This window comes from Streptomyces sp. NBC_01016, assembly GCF_026341035.1.
Lineage (GTDB): Bacteria > Actinomycetota > Actinomycetes > Streptomycetales > Streptomycetaceae > Streptomyces.
In genome coordinates this window covers 4,055,398-4,069,047 of the sequence record NZ_JAPEOQ010000001.1, presented here as the reverse complement: position 1 = coordinate 4,069,047, position 13,650 = coordinate 4,055,398, and the positions used below count along the sequence as shown (strand labels likewise).

The 13,650-nt window shown below is 71.5% G+C and carries 10 protein-coding genes and 1 pseudogene; 4 read left to right on the top strand and 7 right to left on the bottom strand.

Features of this window, described 5'->3' with window-relative positions:
- Nucleotides 1–8: 8 nt before the first annotated feature.
- Nucleotides 9–1,166: a CaiB/BaiF CoA transferase family protein gene (locus tag OG746_RS18270; protein ID WP_266715788.1), complete on the bottom strand. Its 1,158-nt coding sequence runs from the start codon at nucleotides 1,164–1,166 to the stop codon at nucleotides 9–11.
- A gap of 246 nt (nucleotides 1,167–1,412) precedes the next feature.
- On the opposite strand from OG746_RS18270, the gene OG746_RS18265 reads away from it, so the two are divergent.
- Together OG746_RS18265 and OG746_RS18260 are read left to right on the top strand one after the other, a co-directional pair.
- The gene (locus tag OG746_RS18265) at nucleotides 1,413–2,162 is read left to right on the top strand and encodes a hypothetical protein (RefSeq protein ID WP_266715786.1); all 750 of its coding nucleotides are present in this window, start codon (nucleotides 1,413–1,415) and stop codon (nucleotides 2,160–2,162) included.
- A 96-nt stretch (nucleotides 2,163–2,258) separates the two neighbouring features.
- Nucleotides 2,259–3,449 carry a saccharopine dehydrogenase family protein gene (locus OG746_RS18260; RefSeq protein ID WP_266715784.1) on the top strand — a complete coding sequence of 397 codons (1,191 nt, stop codon included), beginning with the start codon at nucleotides 2,259–2,261 and terminating at the stop codon, nucleotides 3,447–3,449.
- Here the strand turns inward: OG746_RS18260 and OG746_RS18255 are convergent.
- Nucleotides 3,421–4,169: pseudogene (locus tag OG746_RS18255) on the bottom strand (endonuclease V). The gene OG746_RS18260 and the pseudogene OG746_RS18255 sit on opposite strands and share 29 nt — an antisense overlap.
- A gap of 50 nt (nucleotides 4,170–4,219) precedes the next feature.
- Nucleotides 4,220–5,710, bottom strand: a complete 1,491-nt coding sequence (locus tag OG746_RS18250; protein ID WP_266715782.1) for a long-chain-fatty-acid--CoA ligase — start codon at nucleotides 5,708–5,710, stop codon at nucleotides 4,220–4,222.
- Nucleotides 5,711–5,953: 243 nt separating this feature from the next.
- Here OG746_RS18250 and OG746_RS18245 point away from each other — a divergent pair, with 243 nt between their 5' ends.
- Both OG746_RS18245 and OG746_RS18240 read left to right on the top strand, forming a co-directional pair.
- Entirely contained in the window at nucleotides 5,954–7,294 is a 1,341-nt protein-coding gene (locus OG746_RS18245) for an MFS transporter (RefSeq protein WP_266715780.1), read from the top strand.
- 57 nt (nucleotides 7,295–7,351) lie between these two features.
- Nucleotides 7,352–9,685, top strand: coding sequence for an arylsulfatase (locus OG746_RS18240; protein WP_266715778.1), 2,334 nt, complete (start codon nucleotides 7,352–7,354; stop codon nucleotides 9,683–9,685).
- 57 nt (nucleotides 9,686–9,742) lie between these two features.
- Here the strand turns inward: OG746_RS18240 and OG746_RS18235 are convergent, their stop codons facing one another.
- The 4 genes from OG746_RS18235 to OG746_RS18220 are packed head-to-tail and all read right to left on the bottom strand — an operon-like array spanning nucleotide 9,743 to nucleotide 13,582.
- Nucleotides 9,743–11,122: a DUF1254 domain-containing protein gene (locus tag OG746_RS18235; RefSeq protein WP_266715776.1), complete on the bottom strand. Its 1,380-nt coding sequence runs from the start codon at nucleotides 11,120–11,122 to the stop codon at nucleotides 9,743–9,745.
- Between the two features lie 5 nt (nucleotides 11,123–11,127).
- Nucleotides 11,128–11,664, bottom strand: a complete 537-nt coding sequence (locus OG746_RS18230) for a 2,4'-dihydroxyacetophenone dioxygenase family protein (protein WP_266715774.1) — start codon at nucleotides 11,662–11,664, stop codon at nucleotides 11,128–11,130.
- A 60-nt stretch (nucleotides 11,665–11,724) separates the two neighbouring features.
- Nucleotides 11,725–12,813, bottom strand: coding sequence for a zinc-binding dehydrogenase (locus tag OG746_RS18225; RefSeq protein ID WP_266715772.1), 1,089 nt, complete (start codon nucleotides 12,811–12,813; stop codon nucleotides 11,725–11,727).
- A 52-nt stretch (nucleotides 12,814–12,865) separates the two neighbouring features.
- Nucleotides 12,866–13,582, bottom strand: coding sequence for an SDR family NAD(P)-dependent oxidoreductase (locus tag OG746_RS18220; RefSeq protein ID WP_266715770.1), 717 nt, complete (start codon nucleotides 13,580–13,582; stop codon nucleotides 12,866–12,868).
- Between the last annotated feature and the right edge of the window lie 68 nt (nucleotides 13,583–13,650).

Sequence of the window (13,650 nt, the reverse complement as noted above, 5' to 3'; positions counted from 1 at the left end):
GCTCGCGATCAACTGCCTTTCGTAGTGGGATCGTTCAGGGCCGGTACGTCCCAGTCGCGGGCGACGTCGGTGGTGTCGGCGCCGGGCAGGGCGGGGCCCGAGTGGACGCTTGTGGGGGTGCCGGAGAAGCGGGGCGCGGGCGCCGGCTGGGTGAGGCCGCCGTGGTCGACGAAGGTGCCGCGGGCGGCGAGGTGCGGGTGGTGCGGGGCCTCGCCGAGGGAGAGCACGGGTGCGACGCAGGCGTCCGAGCCCTCGAAGACGGCCGCCCATTCGTCCCGCGTACGTTCCTTGAAGCGGGCGGCGACGGCCGCGCGCAGCTCGTCCCAGCGCCCCAGGTCGCCCCGGGCCGCGGCGACCTCGCCGAGCCCGAGCAGTTCGGCGAACTCGGCGTAGAACTGCTGCTCAAGGGCGCCGACCGCCATGTACTTGCCGTCGGCCGTCTCGTACGTGCCGTAGAACGGGGCGCCGCCGTCGAGGAGGTTGGCGGCGCGCCGGTCCTGCCAGCCGCCGGCCGCGAGCATCCCGTGGATCATCGTGCTGAGGTGTGCGGTGCCGTCGACGATCGCGGCGTCGACGACCTGGCCCGTGCCAGTGTCGCGGGCGTGGTGCAGGGCGGCGAGGACGCCGACGACCAGGTAGAGCGAGCCGCCCGCGTAGTCGCCGAGCAGGTTCGCGGGGGCCACCGGCGGCCGGTCGGGGTCGCCGGTCAGGCCGAGGGCGCCGGTCAGTGCGATGTAGCCGATGTCGTGGCCCGCGCGCTGAGCAAGGGGGCCTTCCTGGCCCCAGCCGGTCATCCGGCCGTAGACCAGCTTCGGGTTGCGGGCACGGCAGTCCTCGGGCCCGACGCCGAGCCGCTCGGCGACGCCCGGCCGGTATCCCTCGATCAACACGTCGGCGCGCGCGGCGAGTTGCAGCACCCGCTCGGCGCCGTCCTCGGCCTTCAGGTCGACGATCACGGAGCGCTTGTTGCGGTTCGTGGCGTCGTACTCCGGGGGGACCCCGAGCGCCTGCCCGCCGGGCCGGTCGACGCGTACGACGTCGGCCCCGAGGTCGGCGAGGAGCATCGCGGCGAAGGGTCCGGGACCGATCCCGGCCAGCTCCACCACGCGCACCCCGGCGAGCGGGCCGCCGCTGCGACCGCCGGTTTCCGTGCCTGCCACTGCCATCCCGCCACGCCCCCAGCTTGTGACACAACTGATGTAACACCATTGATGCTATGAACCCGTTCCGCTCAGCACAAGCCCCCGACAAGCAAGCGCTTAGCCAATTTCCGCCACGCGCGGGCACCCGGTACCGGCCGTTCCGCCCCGGGCGCCACAAGTGGCTACGTCCCTTCCGGTGACCACCCGGACGGCAGGGGTATTCGGTGATTTCTGACGGAAGTTGTCCGATCTGTGGAGGGAGACAAAACAGTGCACAGCAGGCGAATGATGGCACTGACACTGGTCACCGGGATCACGGCTCTGGGACTCCTGGGCTGCGGAGGGGACAAGGAGTCGTCGGACGAACCCTTCGCCGGCAAGAGCGCGGACCGGATAGCGGCCGACGCGGTGAAGGCCACACGGCAGGCCGAATCGATGCACATCAAGGGCACCACGCAGCAGAAGGCCGGCGGGCAGGTCACCGTCGACCTCACCGTGGACCAGCGCAAGAACTGCGAAGGCACCGTCAAGATGTCCGGGACGACGGCCGACGTGCGCCATCTCGACGGCACGCTCTACCTACGGGGCGACGAGAAGTACTGGCAGACGACGCTGAAGGAGCAGCCCGGGGCCACGAAGATGGTGCCGAAGCTCAAGGACAAGTGGGTGAAGACCCCGGCCGACGACGCGATGACCCAGGGCCTGTGCGACAAGCAGGGTCTTGTCGCGTCGATGGACGAGGACAAGTCCGAGCGCCAGGGGATGAAGAAGAGCGGGACCACGAGCGTCGACGGCACGAAGGCGGTCCGGCTCACGAAGAAGACCTCCGGGGGCGAGACCCTGTCGCTCTACGTCGCCGCCGAGGGCAAGCCGTACATCCTGCGCACCACGTCGACCGGCGGCAAGAACCCGAACAGCGCCACCTTCAGCGACTACGACAAGGCGGTGCGCCCGCAGGAGCCCTCGTCCGACGAGACCGTCGATCTCAAGCAGCTCGCCGGCGCGGCCCAGCGCGCCTGACCCGGCTCCGTCGCCCCGGCAACATGGGGCCCCCACCGACCTCGCTCCACCGTCCACGCTAGCCTCGGCCACCGACAACGGCACGCGACGCAGGTGATGGGTGGCATGAACGAGTCAAGCAGGACGTACGACGTGGTGCTGTTCGGGGCGACGGGGTTCGTGGGGGTGCTCACCGCCGAGTACCTCGCGGCCAACGCACCGAAGGGACTGCGGTGGGCGATCGCCGGGCGTGACACCACGAAGCTGGAGCGGCTGCGCGAGCGGCTGACCGAGATCAATCCGGAGTGCGCGGTGCTCCCGCTGATGCGCGTGGACGTCGCCGAGCGGGCGTCGGTGCGTGAACTGGCCGTCAACACACGGGTGGTGGCGACGACCGTGGGCCCGTACCTGGAGTACGGCGAGGCGCTCGTCGCCGCGTGCGCGAGCGCGGGCACCGACTACGTGGACCTCACCGGCGAGCCGGAGTTCGTGGACCTCATGTACGTCCGGCACGACGCCCTCGCGCGGGACACCGGCGCCCGCATCGTGCACGCCTGCGGGTTCGACTCCATTCCGCACGACCTGGGCGCGTACTACACGGTCAAGCAGCTGCCGGAGGGCGTCCCGCTGCGTGTCGACGGCTTCGTGCGGTCGAACGCGACGCTCTCCGGCGGCACGTTCGCGTCCGCCCTGAACCAGTTCTCGCGGGCCCGGCAGATGCTCTCCGCGCAAGCGGAGCGGCGCCGCCACGAGCCCCGCCCGATCGACCGCACGGCGTACGCGCCGACCGGCACCCCGCACTACGCCAAGGAGATCGGCGCGTGGGCCCTGCCCCTGCCGACGATCGACCCGCAGGTGGTGCAGCGCTCCGCGCGGGCCGTCGCGCGCTACGGCCCCGACTTCCGCTACCGGCACTACGCGGCCGTGAAGACGCTGCCGTTCGCGGTGGGTGGCGTGGTCGGCATGAGCACGTTGTTCGCGGCGGCCCAAGTGCCGCCGGTGCGGCGGTGGTTGAGCGGGCGGCTGAAGCCGGGTGACGGTCCCGACGAGGCGCGCCGGGCCAAGAGCTGGTTCTCGGTGCGGTTCGTGGGCGAGGGCGGCGGGCGCCGCGTCTACACGGAGGTGTCCGGCGGCGACCCCGGTTACGCGGAGACCGCGAAGATGCTCGCCGAGTCCGCGATCTGCCTCGTGCGCGACGAACTCCCGGACACCGCGGGGCAGGTGACCACCGTGGAGGCGATGGGCGACGCCCTCATCGAGCGGCTGACGAAGGCCGGGATCACGTTCCGGGTCGCGGCCGAGCGCTGACCTCGGCGAGCGCGTCCCGGCACAGACGGTCCGCCCGGCGTGTCGTCTCCGGGACGCGGTACTTCGGCGTGAGCGACAACGCGTGCGCACACGCGTTGTCGAGCGAGACCCGGTGCCCCACGGACACGTACACCGGTTTCACGCCGTCCTGGGTGCGCAGCGCGCGGCCGACCTCCTCGTCGCCGTCGAGCAGCGCCGCCGCGCTCCCCCGCTCCTCGCCCAACTCGCCGTGGGAGAAGACGAACGGGTTCTTCGCGACGCCCATGGTGGGCAGCCCGGTGAGCACCCCCAGGTGGCTCGCGAGGCCGAAGCGGCGAATGGGGTCTCCCCTGCTCGAGCGAAGCCGAGAGCTTGGGGAAGTGCGAGCCCGTAGCCGTCGCAGACCACGAGCCCGGGGTCGACGGTCAGCGCCTCCAGCGCGCCCACGACCGCCGGGATCTCGCGGAACGCCAACAGGCCTGGAACGTACGGGAATGCGACCTCTCCGACGGCCGTCGTCTCCTCGACCATGGCAAGCGTCGCCCCGTCCAGGACGACGGCGGCCGCGGCGACGACGCCCCGCTCGTCGTCGTAGGCGACGTCGATCCCGGTGACCGTCCCGGCGCCGGGCGGCGGCCCGACCTCGTCCCGTACGACGCGGTCGCGCAGCGCGTCCTGCATGCCGCGCGCCGCGCCCTCGTCCTCCGGCCAGCCGTCGGGGACCCCCGTGATCGTCACCATGCGTCGAGCCTAGAACAAGGCGCCGGCCGAACCTTCACGGCCGTCGACGCCTACAGCACCGCGGGCAGCTCCCTCTTGAGGATCTTGCCGGTGGGGCCCTTGGGCAGAGCCTCCACGAGGCGCACGGTGCGCGGGTACTTGTACGCGGCCACCCGCTCCTTGACGTAGTCCCGCAGTTCCTCCGCGGTGGCCGCCGTCCCCGGCTTGAGGGTCAGGACGGCGCAGATCTCCTCGCCGTGCAATTCGTGCGGGAGGCCGATGACGGCGGCCTCGGCGACGGCCGGGTGCGTGTAGAGGACCTCTTCGATCTCGCGCGGGTAGACGTTGTAGCCGCCCCTGATGATCAGGTCCTTCTTGCGGTCGACGATGAAGTAGTGGCCGTCCTCGTCGCGGCGGGCGAGGTCGCCGGTGCGGAACCAGCCGTCGGTGAAGGCCGCGGCGTCGGCCTCGGGCCGGTTCCAGTAGCCGCGCATGACGTTGGGGCCGAGGACCGCGATCTCGCCGACCTCGCCCTCGGCGACCTCCTTGCCCTCGTCGTCGAGCAGCCGGACCTCGACACCGTCGACGGGGACGCCGATCGAGCCGGGCTTGCGGACGCCGTCGACCGCGCCGAGCGTGACGACGGGCGAGGTCTCGGAGAGCCCGTACCCCTCGACCACCGGGCAGCCGAACGCCGCTTCGAAGCGGTGCAGCACCTCGACCGGCATCGCCGAGCCGCCCGTCGCCGAGACCCGGACCGTGTCGACGGACGCCCCGCCGGCCGCCTCCGCCGCCGCGAGCAGCGCCACGAACATGGTGGGCACGCCCTCCATGACGGTGACCCGGTCGCGGGTCAGGATCCGCAGCGCCTTCGCGGCGTCGAAGCGGGGCAGCAGCGTCACGCAGGCGCCGGTCAGGACGGCGGCGTTCAGGCCGCAGGTCTGGCCGAAGACGTGGAAGAACGGCAGGCCGCCGAAGACGGTGTCGTCGCCGGTGATGCCGAGCAGCCGGGCGACGGTCGCGGTGTTGCTGCGCAGATTGCCGTGGGTGAGGACGGCGCCCTTGGGGCGGCCGGTGGTCCCCGAGGTGTAGAGGATCACCGCGGCGTCGTCGTCCGCCCGGTCCACGACCGCGGAGTCCCCGTGCATGGCGTCGAGGGCGGCCGCGAAGTCCTCACCGGTCACGTCGGTGCACGTGATGCCCAACTCCTGCGCCGCGGCGGTCGCCTGGGGCAGCGCCGGGCCGCCGGTGAGAATGGTCCGGGCCGCGCAGTCACCGGCGCTGTAGCCGATCTCCCCCGACTTCAGCAGCGGGTTCATCGGGACGACGACGGCGCCCGCGCGCAGCGCCCCGTAGTAGGCCACCGCGAAGTGCGGGACGTTGGGCAGCACGACCGCGACGCGGTCGCCCGGTCCGACGCCCCGGTCGGCGAGCCATGCGGCCACCCGCGCGCTCCGCTCGTCCAGCGTGCGGTAGTCGAGCACCTGCTCGTCGAGGCGGAGCGCGGGACGCTCGGGGTGGGCCTGCGCGGTGTGCACCAGGTGGCGGGCGAGATTGGTCACCGTCGACCTCTTTCCTGCGGGGTGTTCCGTACTTGGCAGGGCGTACGTTGCCGGGCACTTCCTGCCGCGTCTTGACGACGCGCGACAAAGTCCTGGTGAGACGCGTCACTGGCGCCGACAACTTGTCCCAGGACGACAGGTGCTTGACGTCACGTGACAAGGCGCGGGGGTGTCATCGGGGCGATCGTGTGGCACACGCCTGCTCCCAGGGCCTCTCGGCCCCCGCGAAGAACGGTGCACGACATGGTCAACTCGCGGCCCCTGACCGCCCGCCGGATGGCCGGCTGGGGCGTCGGCGCCCTCGCGTCGAACGCCTTCAACACGCTGCCCGGCCTGCTGCTGCTCATCTACATGACGGACGCGCTCGGGGTTCCGCCGACGCTCGCCGGGCTCGTCGTCGCCGTGCCGAAGCTGTTCGACCTGGTGGCGAGCCCCTGGTTCGGTGCGGTCAGCGACCGTGAGGCGGCCCGCACCGGGCGCCGCCGCAGGCTGATGGCCTCGGGTGCGGTGATCCTGCCGTTCGCATTCGTCGCCACCTTCAGCTCCCCGGTACGCGGCGATGCCGCCGCCCTGTGGGTGTTCGCCGCGTTCCTCGCCGCGTCCGCCGCCTACCTGTGCTTCCAGGTGCCGTTCACCGCGCTGCCCGCCGAGATGGCCGAGTCCGGTGAGGCACGGACCCGGCTGATGACCTGGCGGACGTTCTTCTTCACGCTCGGCATGCTGGTGGGCGGGGTCGCCGGACCGCTGCTCACGAAGGACGGCACCCCGGCCGCGTACCGGACCATGGCCGTGATCATCGGGGTGGTGCTGCTCATCGTGCTGCTCCTGCCGGTCGCCACCACGCGTGACGTGCGCTCGCGTCCCTCCGCCGACGTGCGGTCCCTGCGCGAGGCCTTCCGTACGGCCAGGGACAACAAGCCGTTCGTGCTCCTGGCCGGCGTGCTGTTCCTGTACTTCGTGTTCACCGTCATGATGCTGACGGGCCTGCCCTACGTCGCCACGTACTTCCTCGGCGGCAAGGACCAACAGGCCACCGTCTTCCTGGTGTTCGCGCTCAGCTCCACGCTCGGCGTGCCCCTCGCGGGTGCCCTCGCGCGCCGCTGGGGCAATGTGCCGGTGCTGTTCGCCGGTCTCGCGCTGTGGATCGCCGGCGGCCTCGCCCTGTACGTCGCCGTGGGCGCGAGCACGACCGCCGTCGTCGTGGCGAGCGTGCTGCCCGCGCTCGGCCAGTCCGCCGGCCTCGTCGCCATGTACGCGCTGCTCACCGACTGCATGGGCTACCAGGCCGAGCGCACGGGACAGGACAGCGCGGGCGTGCTGTCCGGCGTGTGGACCGCGGTCGACACGGCCGGGCACGCGCTCGGCCCGCTCTGCTACACGGTCGTCCTCTCGTTGACCGGCTACGCGTCCGCCACCCTCGACCATCCGGTGACCCAGTCGGCGACCGCCCTCGAAGGCCTGCGGCTCGGCTTCTCCGTCCTGCCCGGCCTGCTCCTGTTGACCACCGTTCCGCTGGTGCTGCGTTACCGCCGCGCCGTCGCGGGCCTGACGAAGGCTCCAGACGTACGCCCCGCCGACGCCTGACCCGCGAGTCCCACCGCACCACCCGCACCACCCGCACATCCCGAAAGGACCACCCCCGTGGTGAACCCGGCCTACCGTGCCACCCTCCCGATCCAGCAGCCGAAGCGTCCGCACGCCACACCGATGGACGTGCGGGACGCGGCGCAGCCCGCGCCGCTGGATCGGATCCGCCCGCCGAAGGGCGCCCCCAACGTGCTGATGATCCTCGTCGACGACATGGGCTTCGGCGCCTCGTCCTCGTACGGCGGCCCGTGCTCCATGCCCACCGCCGAGCGGCTCGCGGAGGGCGGCCTGCGCCTCAACCGGTTCCACACCACGGCGATCTGCTCGCCCACCCGGGCCTCGCTGCTGACCGGCCGCAACCATCACACCGTCGGTGCCGCCGGCATCACCGAACTCGCCACCAGCCACGACGGATACACGTCCTCCCGGCCCGACTCCTGCGCCCCGATCCCCGAGATCCTGCGCCGCAACGGCTACAACACCTTCGCGTTCGGCAAGTGGCACCAGACTCCGGTCTGGGAGACCTCCCGCTCGGGCCCTTACGACCGCTGGCCGACCGGCGAGGGCTTCGAGCGCTTCTACGGCTTCATGGGCGCCGAGACCGACCAGTGGTACCCGAACCTGTACGAGGGCACCACCCCGATCACCACCCCCACCGAGCCCGGCTACCACCTCAGCGAGGACCTCGCCGACCGGGCCATCGCCGACATCCGCGAGCAGCAGGCCGTCACCCCCGACCAGCCGTTCTTCGGCTATCTCGCGTTCGGCGCCTGCCACTCACCGCTCCAGGCGCCGCAGGAGTACATCGACGCCTACCGCGGCGCCTTCGACCACGGCTGGGACGAGCAGCGCGAGCGGACGCTCGCGAAGATGAAGGACCTCGGCATCGTCCCCGAGGACTGCGACCTGAGCGCGCGGCCCGACGAGATCCAGGCCTGGGCCGACCAGTCCGAGGACGCGAAGCGGCTCTACACGCGGATGATGGAGGCGTACGCCGGCATGGCGACGCACACCGACGCGCAGGTCGGCCGGGTCGTGGACGCCCTGGAGGAGATGGGCCTGCTCGACGACACCCTGATCCTGTACGTCATGGGCGACAACGGCGCCAGCGCCGAGGCGGGTCCCGACGGCTGCGTCAACGAGTACGCGACGTACAACGTCGTCCCCGCGAGCGTGGAGTCGATGCTGGAGCGCGTCGACGAGCTCGGCGGCCCGGGCCTCTACAACCACTACCCGGTGGGCTGGGCGCACGCCATGAACACCCCGTACCAGTGGACGAAGCAGATGGCCTCCCACTGGGGCGGCACGCGCGTCGGCACGATCGTGCACTGGCCGGCCGGGATCACCCAACCCGGCGGTATCCGCGAGCAGTTCACGCACGTCAACGACGTGGCGCCGACCCTCCTCGACCTGGCGGGCATCCCCGAGCCGACGTCGGTCAACGGCGTGGCACAGAAGCCCATGGAGGGCGTCTCGTTCGCGTACGCGCTGAACGACGCGAACGCTCCCGAGCGGCACACCACCCAGTACTTCGAGATCTTCGGCAACCGCGGGATCTACCACGACGGCTGGTCCGCCTGCACCAAGCACGAGGTGCCGTGGGAACTCGCTGGCGAGCAGCGGCCGTTCAGCGAGGACACCTGGGAGCTGTACGCGCCCGGCGACCACGCCCAGGCGCGCGACCTCGCCGGCGAGATGCCGGACAAGCTGGAGCGGCTCAAGGAGCTGTTCCTCATCGAGGGCGCCAAGTACAACGTCTTCCCGCTCGACGACCGCAAGGCGACCCGGGTCTTCAGCGAGGAGGTGGGCCGGCCCACGGTCGGCAGCACGACGTCGGTCTCCCTCTACCCGGGCATGCGCGCCCTGCACGAGTCGGTGCTGCCCTCCACCCGCAACCGCTCCTGGACGCTGACCGCGGACATCGAGGTGACCGAGGAACCGGCGCGCGGCGTGATCGTGGCGCAGGGCAGCCGGTTCGCGGGGTGGGCGCTGTATCTGCGCGAGGGCGTGCCGGTGTTCCACTACAGCTGGGTGGACGTCGAGCGGTACGAGATCGCCGCGCCGGAGCGGCTGGCCCCGGGCCGGCACGAGCTGCGCTACCGCTTCACGTACGACGGCGGGGGCGTCGGCAAGGGCGGCCTCGGTGAGCTGTTCGTCGACGGCAAGCCGGCCGGTTCGACCCGCCTGGAGCACACGGTGCCGTTCATTTACCACATGACGGACGGCCTCGACATCGGTGAGGACAACGGCAACCCGGTCACCGACGACTACGGCACGGACCGCGGCGTGTTCACCGGCGGCCGCATCCACAAGGCCGTCCTGGGCAGCGGTGACGACGCGCACCGGGACCCGGTGGGCGAGGCGAAGGCCAAGGCCTCGCTCCAGTAGAGCGGGAACGGCAGAAGGCCCCGGGTGCGGAATTCGCACCCGGGGCCTTCTGCCGCCTCACACCTGATGCACCGGCGGCGGCGTCCAACTCCCGTCGGTGATAACGGACTTGGGCCAGTAGGCACGCAGCGTCAGCTCGAACGCGCCGCGGGGAGCCGGTAGCCAGTTGGCCCGCTGCCCCTCGGCGGGCGGCTCGTGCTGGATGTGGAGCGTGAGCGAGCCGTCGGCCGCGTACGTCATGGACCCGCTCTTCGTCCCGAGCGAGTAGCGGCCGAGCTCGTTCGGGGCGAAGAAGTGCTCCGGGTTGTAGAGCGTGAGCGACCAGAAGCCGTCCACCGGCGGGATCTGTCCGGCCGGGAACGTGATCGTGTAGCGCTTGTCGCCGTCGAGGCGCCGGTCCTGGCTGTCGTACTCCAGGAAGAAGTAGCGGGTCTCCTCGGGCTGGTTGACGTACATGTTGGATTTCGCCGTCGCCGTGCGCGTCAGGTAGTCGAAGCCCCAGCGCGCCACGTTGAGCGGAGTGTTCCAACCCCCGTCCAGGCGTGTGCCGTTGGTACGGAAGTGGAAGAGCGGCGCGATGACCGCGGCCTCCGTCTCGACGGCGGCCTCCCGCGCCGCCGCCGCGACGTCGGGGTCGGAGTCGGCCGCGGCGAGCAGCGCCCGCATCATCGCGTACCGGGACTCCTCACCCGGCAGCGGCGGCACGCGGTCGAGGATGCCGGGCAGCTCGTCGAAGAACGTCTCCGGGTCGACCCACTGGCGCTCCCCCGCCGAGGTGTCCCCGCCGGGGAAGTGCGGGACCTTGCGCCAGTCCACGGTCCGCGGGCTGCCGGTGTGGGCGCTGAGCGGATGGATGGCCATCTGGTTGAGGAGCGGCTGGACGGCTTCCAGGTCCTCGGGGGTGTCGTCGAGGAACACCCGGGGGCCCATGGCCACCAGCTCGGTGGGAGAGCGCAGGACGGCGGTGATGCCGTCGGGCACCTCCCCGTCCCAATTCGGTCCGACGACAAGGTAGTTGCCGGGCTCCGTGCCGTACTGGAGGCCGAGCCGGGAGAACTCCTCGCTGCGGGCGTCGTAGAGGGCGCAGACCCAGTAGCGGTCGCCGAAGTCCGGCACCTGGATGACGACCGGGTCGTCGTCCACCGCGCCGTAGCCGAAGCCGTAGACGACGTCCTGGTTGGGATGGGCCACCCAGCGCTGCGACGGGTCGACGTACCCGGTCAGCATCGCCACATGGCCGATGGGGGCGGCCGGCAGGACGCCGTCCACGAGGCCGGGTTCCGGAGCCGCGGCGAAGGAGGCGCGGCGGTGGAAGGCGTTGACGATCGGCCAGCCCCACACATAGATGTCCCGCGCGAGCAGCCGCGCGAACTCCGGTGTCATCACCGTGCCCGGCGGCACCCCTCCCGCCTCGCGGGCGGCTCCGGTGGCACCCATGCGGCTCAGGCCTCCTTGGGGGTGGCGTAGCGGGCGGCGCCGCCCGTCAGGTAGTTGACGTCGAGGCCCTGCGCGGCGGCGAGCTGCTGGGTGAGGCCCTGGATGGTCACGGCGTCCAGGACGGAGTGGAACTGGCCCTCGTCCGTGAAGTTGATGTTGGCGCCGTAGACGACGTACAGGACGACTGTGTCCTCGGTGTTGTCCTCCGACGCGTACAGCTTGTGGACCGAGGCGCCGGGCTCGTACAGGTACGAACCCTCGGTCTGCGGCTGGTCCGGGTACTCGCGGTAGGCCCAGGAGCCCTTGAGGGTGTAGGCGTGCACGGCGCCGGTGTGCAGGTGAATCGGCAGCTCGGCGCCCGGGGCGAAGTGGGCGAGCACGACCCAGACGCCGACCTCGGGGTCGAGGAAGAGCGGCTGGTAGTGGATGCCCGGGCCGAGCGAGTCCTTGATGACGGGGATGTCGTTGACGTTCAGCGTCAGCAGCTCGCCCTGCGGGAGCGACATGACGGGAAGCTTGGCGGCGGAAGGCTGGTCGGCCATCTGCTGTCTCCTCAATTCGTGTGGTGTGTACGGCTGTTGGGGTTGGTCGGTTGGGGTCGGTCAGAGTCCCGGGACGATGACGACCTTGGCGTCCTTGTCCGGGTCGGCGAGGCCCGCGCAGGCGGCCGGGACACCGGCGAGACCGACCCGGCCGGTGATGAGCGGCTCGGCGCGCAGCTCCCCGGCGGCGAGGTGGCCGAGGGTCTGCGCGAACTCCTCGACCGAGTAGTAGAGCGAGAAGACCAGGTCGATCTCCTTGAGCACTCCGAAGGTCGGCAGGAACGTGTCCTCGGCCATGCAGAGGCCGGCGACGACGACCCGCGAGCAGGCCGGGGCGCCGGCGAGCACCTGCTGGATGACGCCCGGTACGCCGACGCACTCGAAGACCACCGACGGGCGGAACGGCAGCTCGGGGAAGAGCGCGGTCTGCCGCCCGTAGCGGGCCTGGTCGTCGACGGCCGCGACCTCGTGCCACGAGTCGTACGGGGAGGTCTCGCGCGGGTCGACGACGATGTCGGCGCCCATCTCGGCGGCGAGAGCGCGCCGCGCAGGGGAGAAGTCGGCGGCGATGATCGGTCCTACGCCGCGCATCTTCAGTACGGCGATGACCGCGAGGCCGATCGGGCCGCAGCCGATGACGACGGGGACGTCGTCCGCGCCGAGCGCGCCACGGTTCACGGCGTGCAGCGCGACGGCCAACGGCTCGGTGAGCGAGGCCACTTCGCTGGACAGGTGGTCGGGCACCGGCATCATCAGCGCCTCGGTGAGCACCATGTACTCGGCGTAGCCGCCGGGCGCCTCGACGCCGCCGAAGCCGAGGTTGACCGGGGCGGGGCGGGCGAGCATGGGCGGCGACACGACCCGCGCGCCGGGCTGGTGCGTGCCCTGCGTGCCCGGACCGTTCCGCACGACCTCGGCGCAGAACTCGTGGCCCATCACGACCGGCTTGGCCGGGTCGAGCAGGTCGGCGCCGGTCACGGCCTTCACACCGGCGGCGAGCGCGTGGCTGTGCGTCACGCAGTGCAGGTCCGAACCGCAGATGCCGTTGGCGAGCGTCTTGACCAGAACTTCGCCGGGGCCGGGTTCGGGGACGGGCACCTCGGCGAGTTCGAGCGCGTTGTCCTTCAGGATGACCGCTTGCATCGTCATGGGGTTCCTCATTCGACGGGACGGCAGGACGTGGACCGCAGCGGGACTCGGGTCAGCTCGCGCTGTATCCGCCGTCGACCGGGATGGTCACGCCGTTGATCAGGCGGGCGGCGGGCGAGGCCAGGAACAGGGCGGTGCCGGCCAGTTCCTCCGGTTCGCTGAGCTGCCCGCTCGGGATGCGGCTGACAATCGCCTGCGCCGCCTCGGGCAGGGCGTCGAGCGACTGCGTCATGGCGGTGCGGATCCAGCCCGGCGCGATGCCGTTGACGCGGATGCCGTCGGCGGCCCAGGCGAGCGCGAGGGTCTTCGTCAGCTGTACGACGGCGGCCTTCGCGGCGCCGTAGGCGGGCACCAGCGGGGAGCCGAAGTAGCTGTACATGGAGCCGACGTTGAGGACGCTGCCGCCGGAGGCCGCGAGCAGCGGGCGCAGCGCGGTCGCCATCGAGAACGAACCGGTGAGGTGGATGCCGATGACCTCCTCGAAGGTCGCCAGCTCGTACTCCTCCATGGGCACGGCGCGGCCCGCGCACTGCACCAGCACGTCGAGCCGGTCGAGGCCCTCGGCGAGAGCGGTGACGGCGTCGGCGTCGCGCACGTCGAGGACGCGGTCGTCGATGCCCTTGCGGGGCTCGGCCGGAACCGGTGAGACATCCGTGGCGATCACCTGTGCGCCGGCCTCCACGAACGCCGCGGCGATCGCGCCGCCGATGCCCCCACGGCCACCGGTGATGAGAACAGTCTTGCCTGACACGTCGAAGTCGACGGGCATCCGAGGGCTCCCTTGCTCCGGATCCGGAAAAGTGAATGGCCCCCAGCTTGCGACTCATTGCCCGTCAC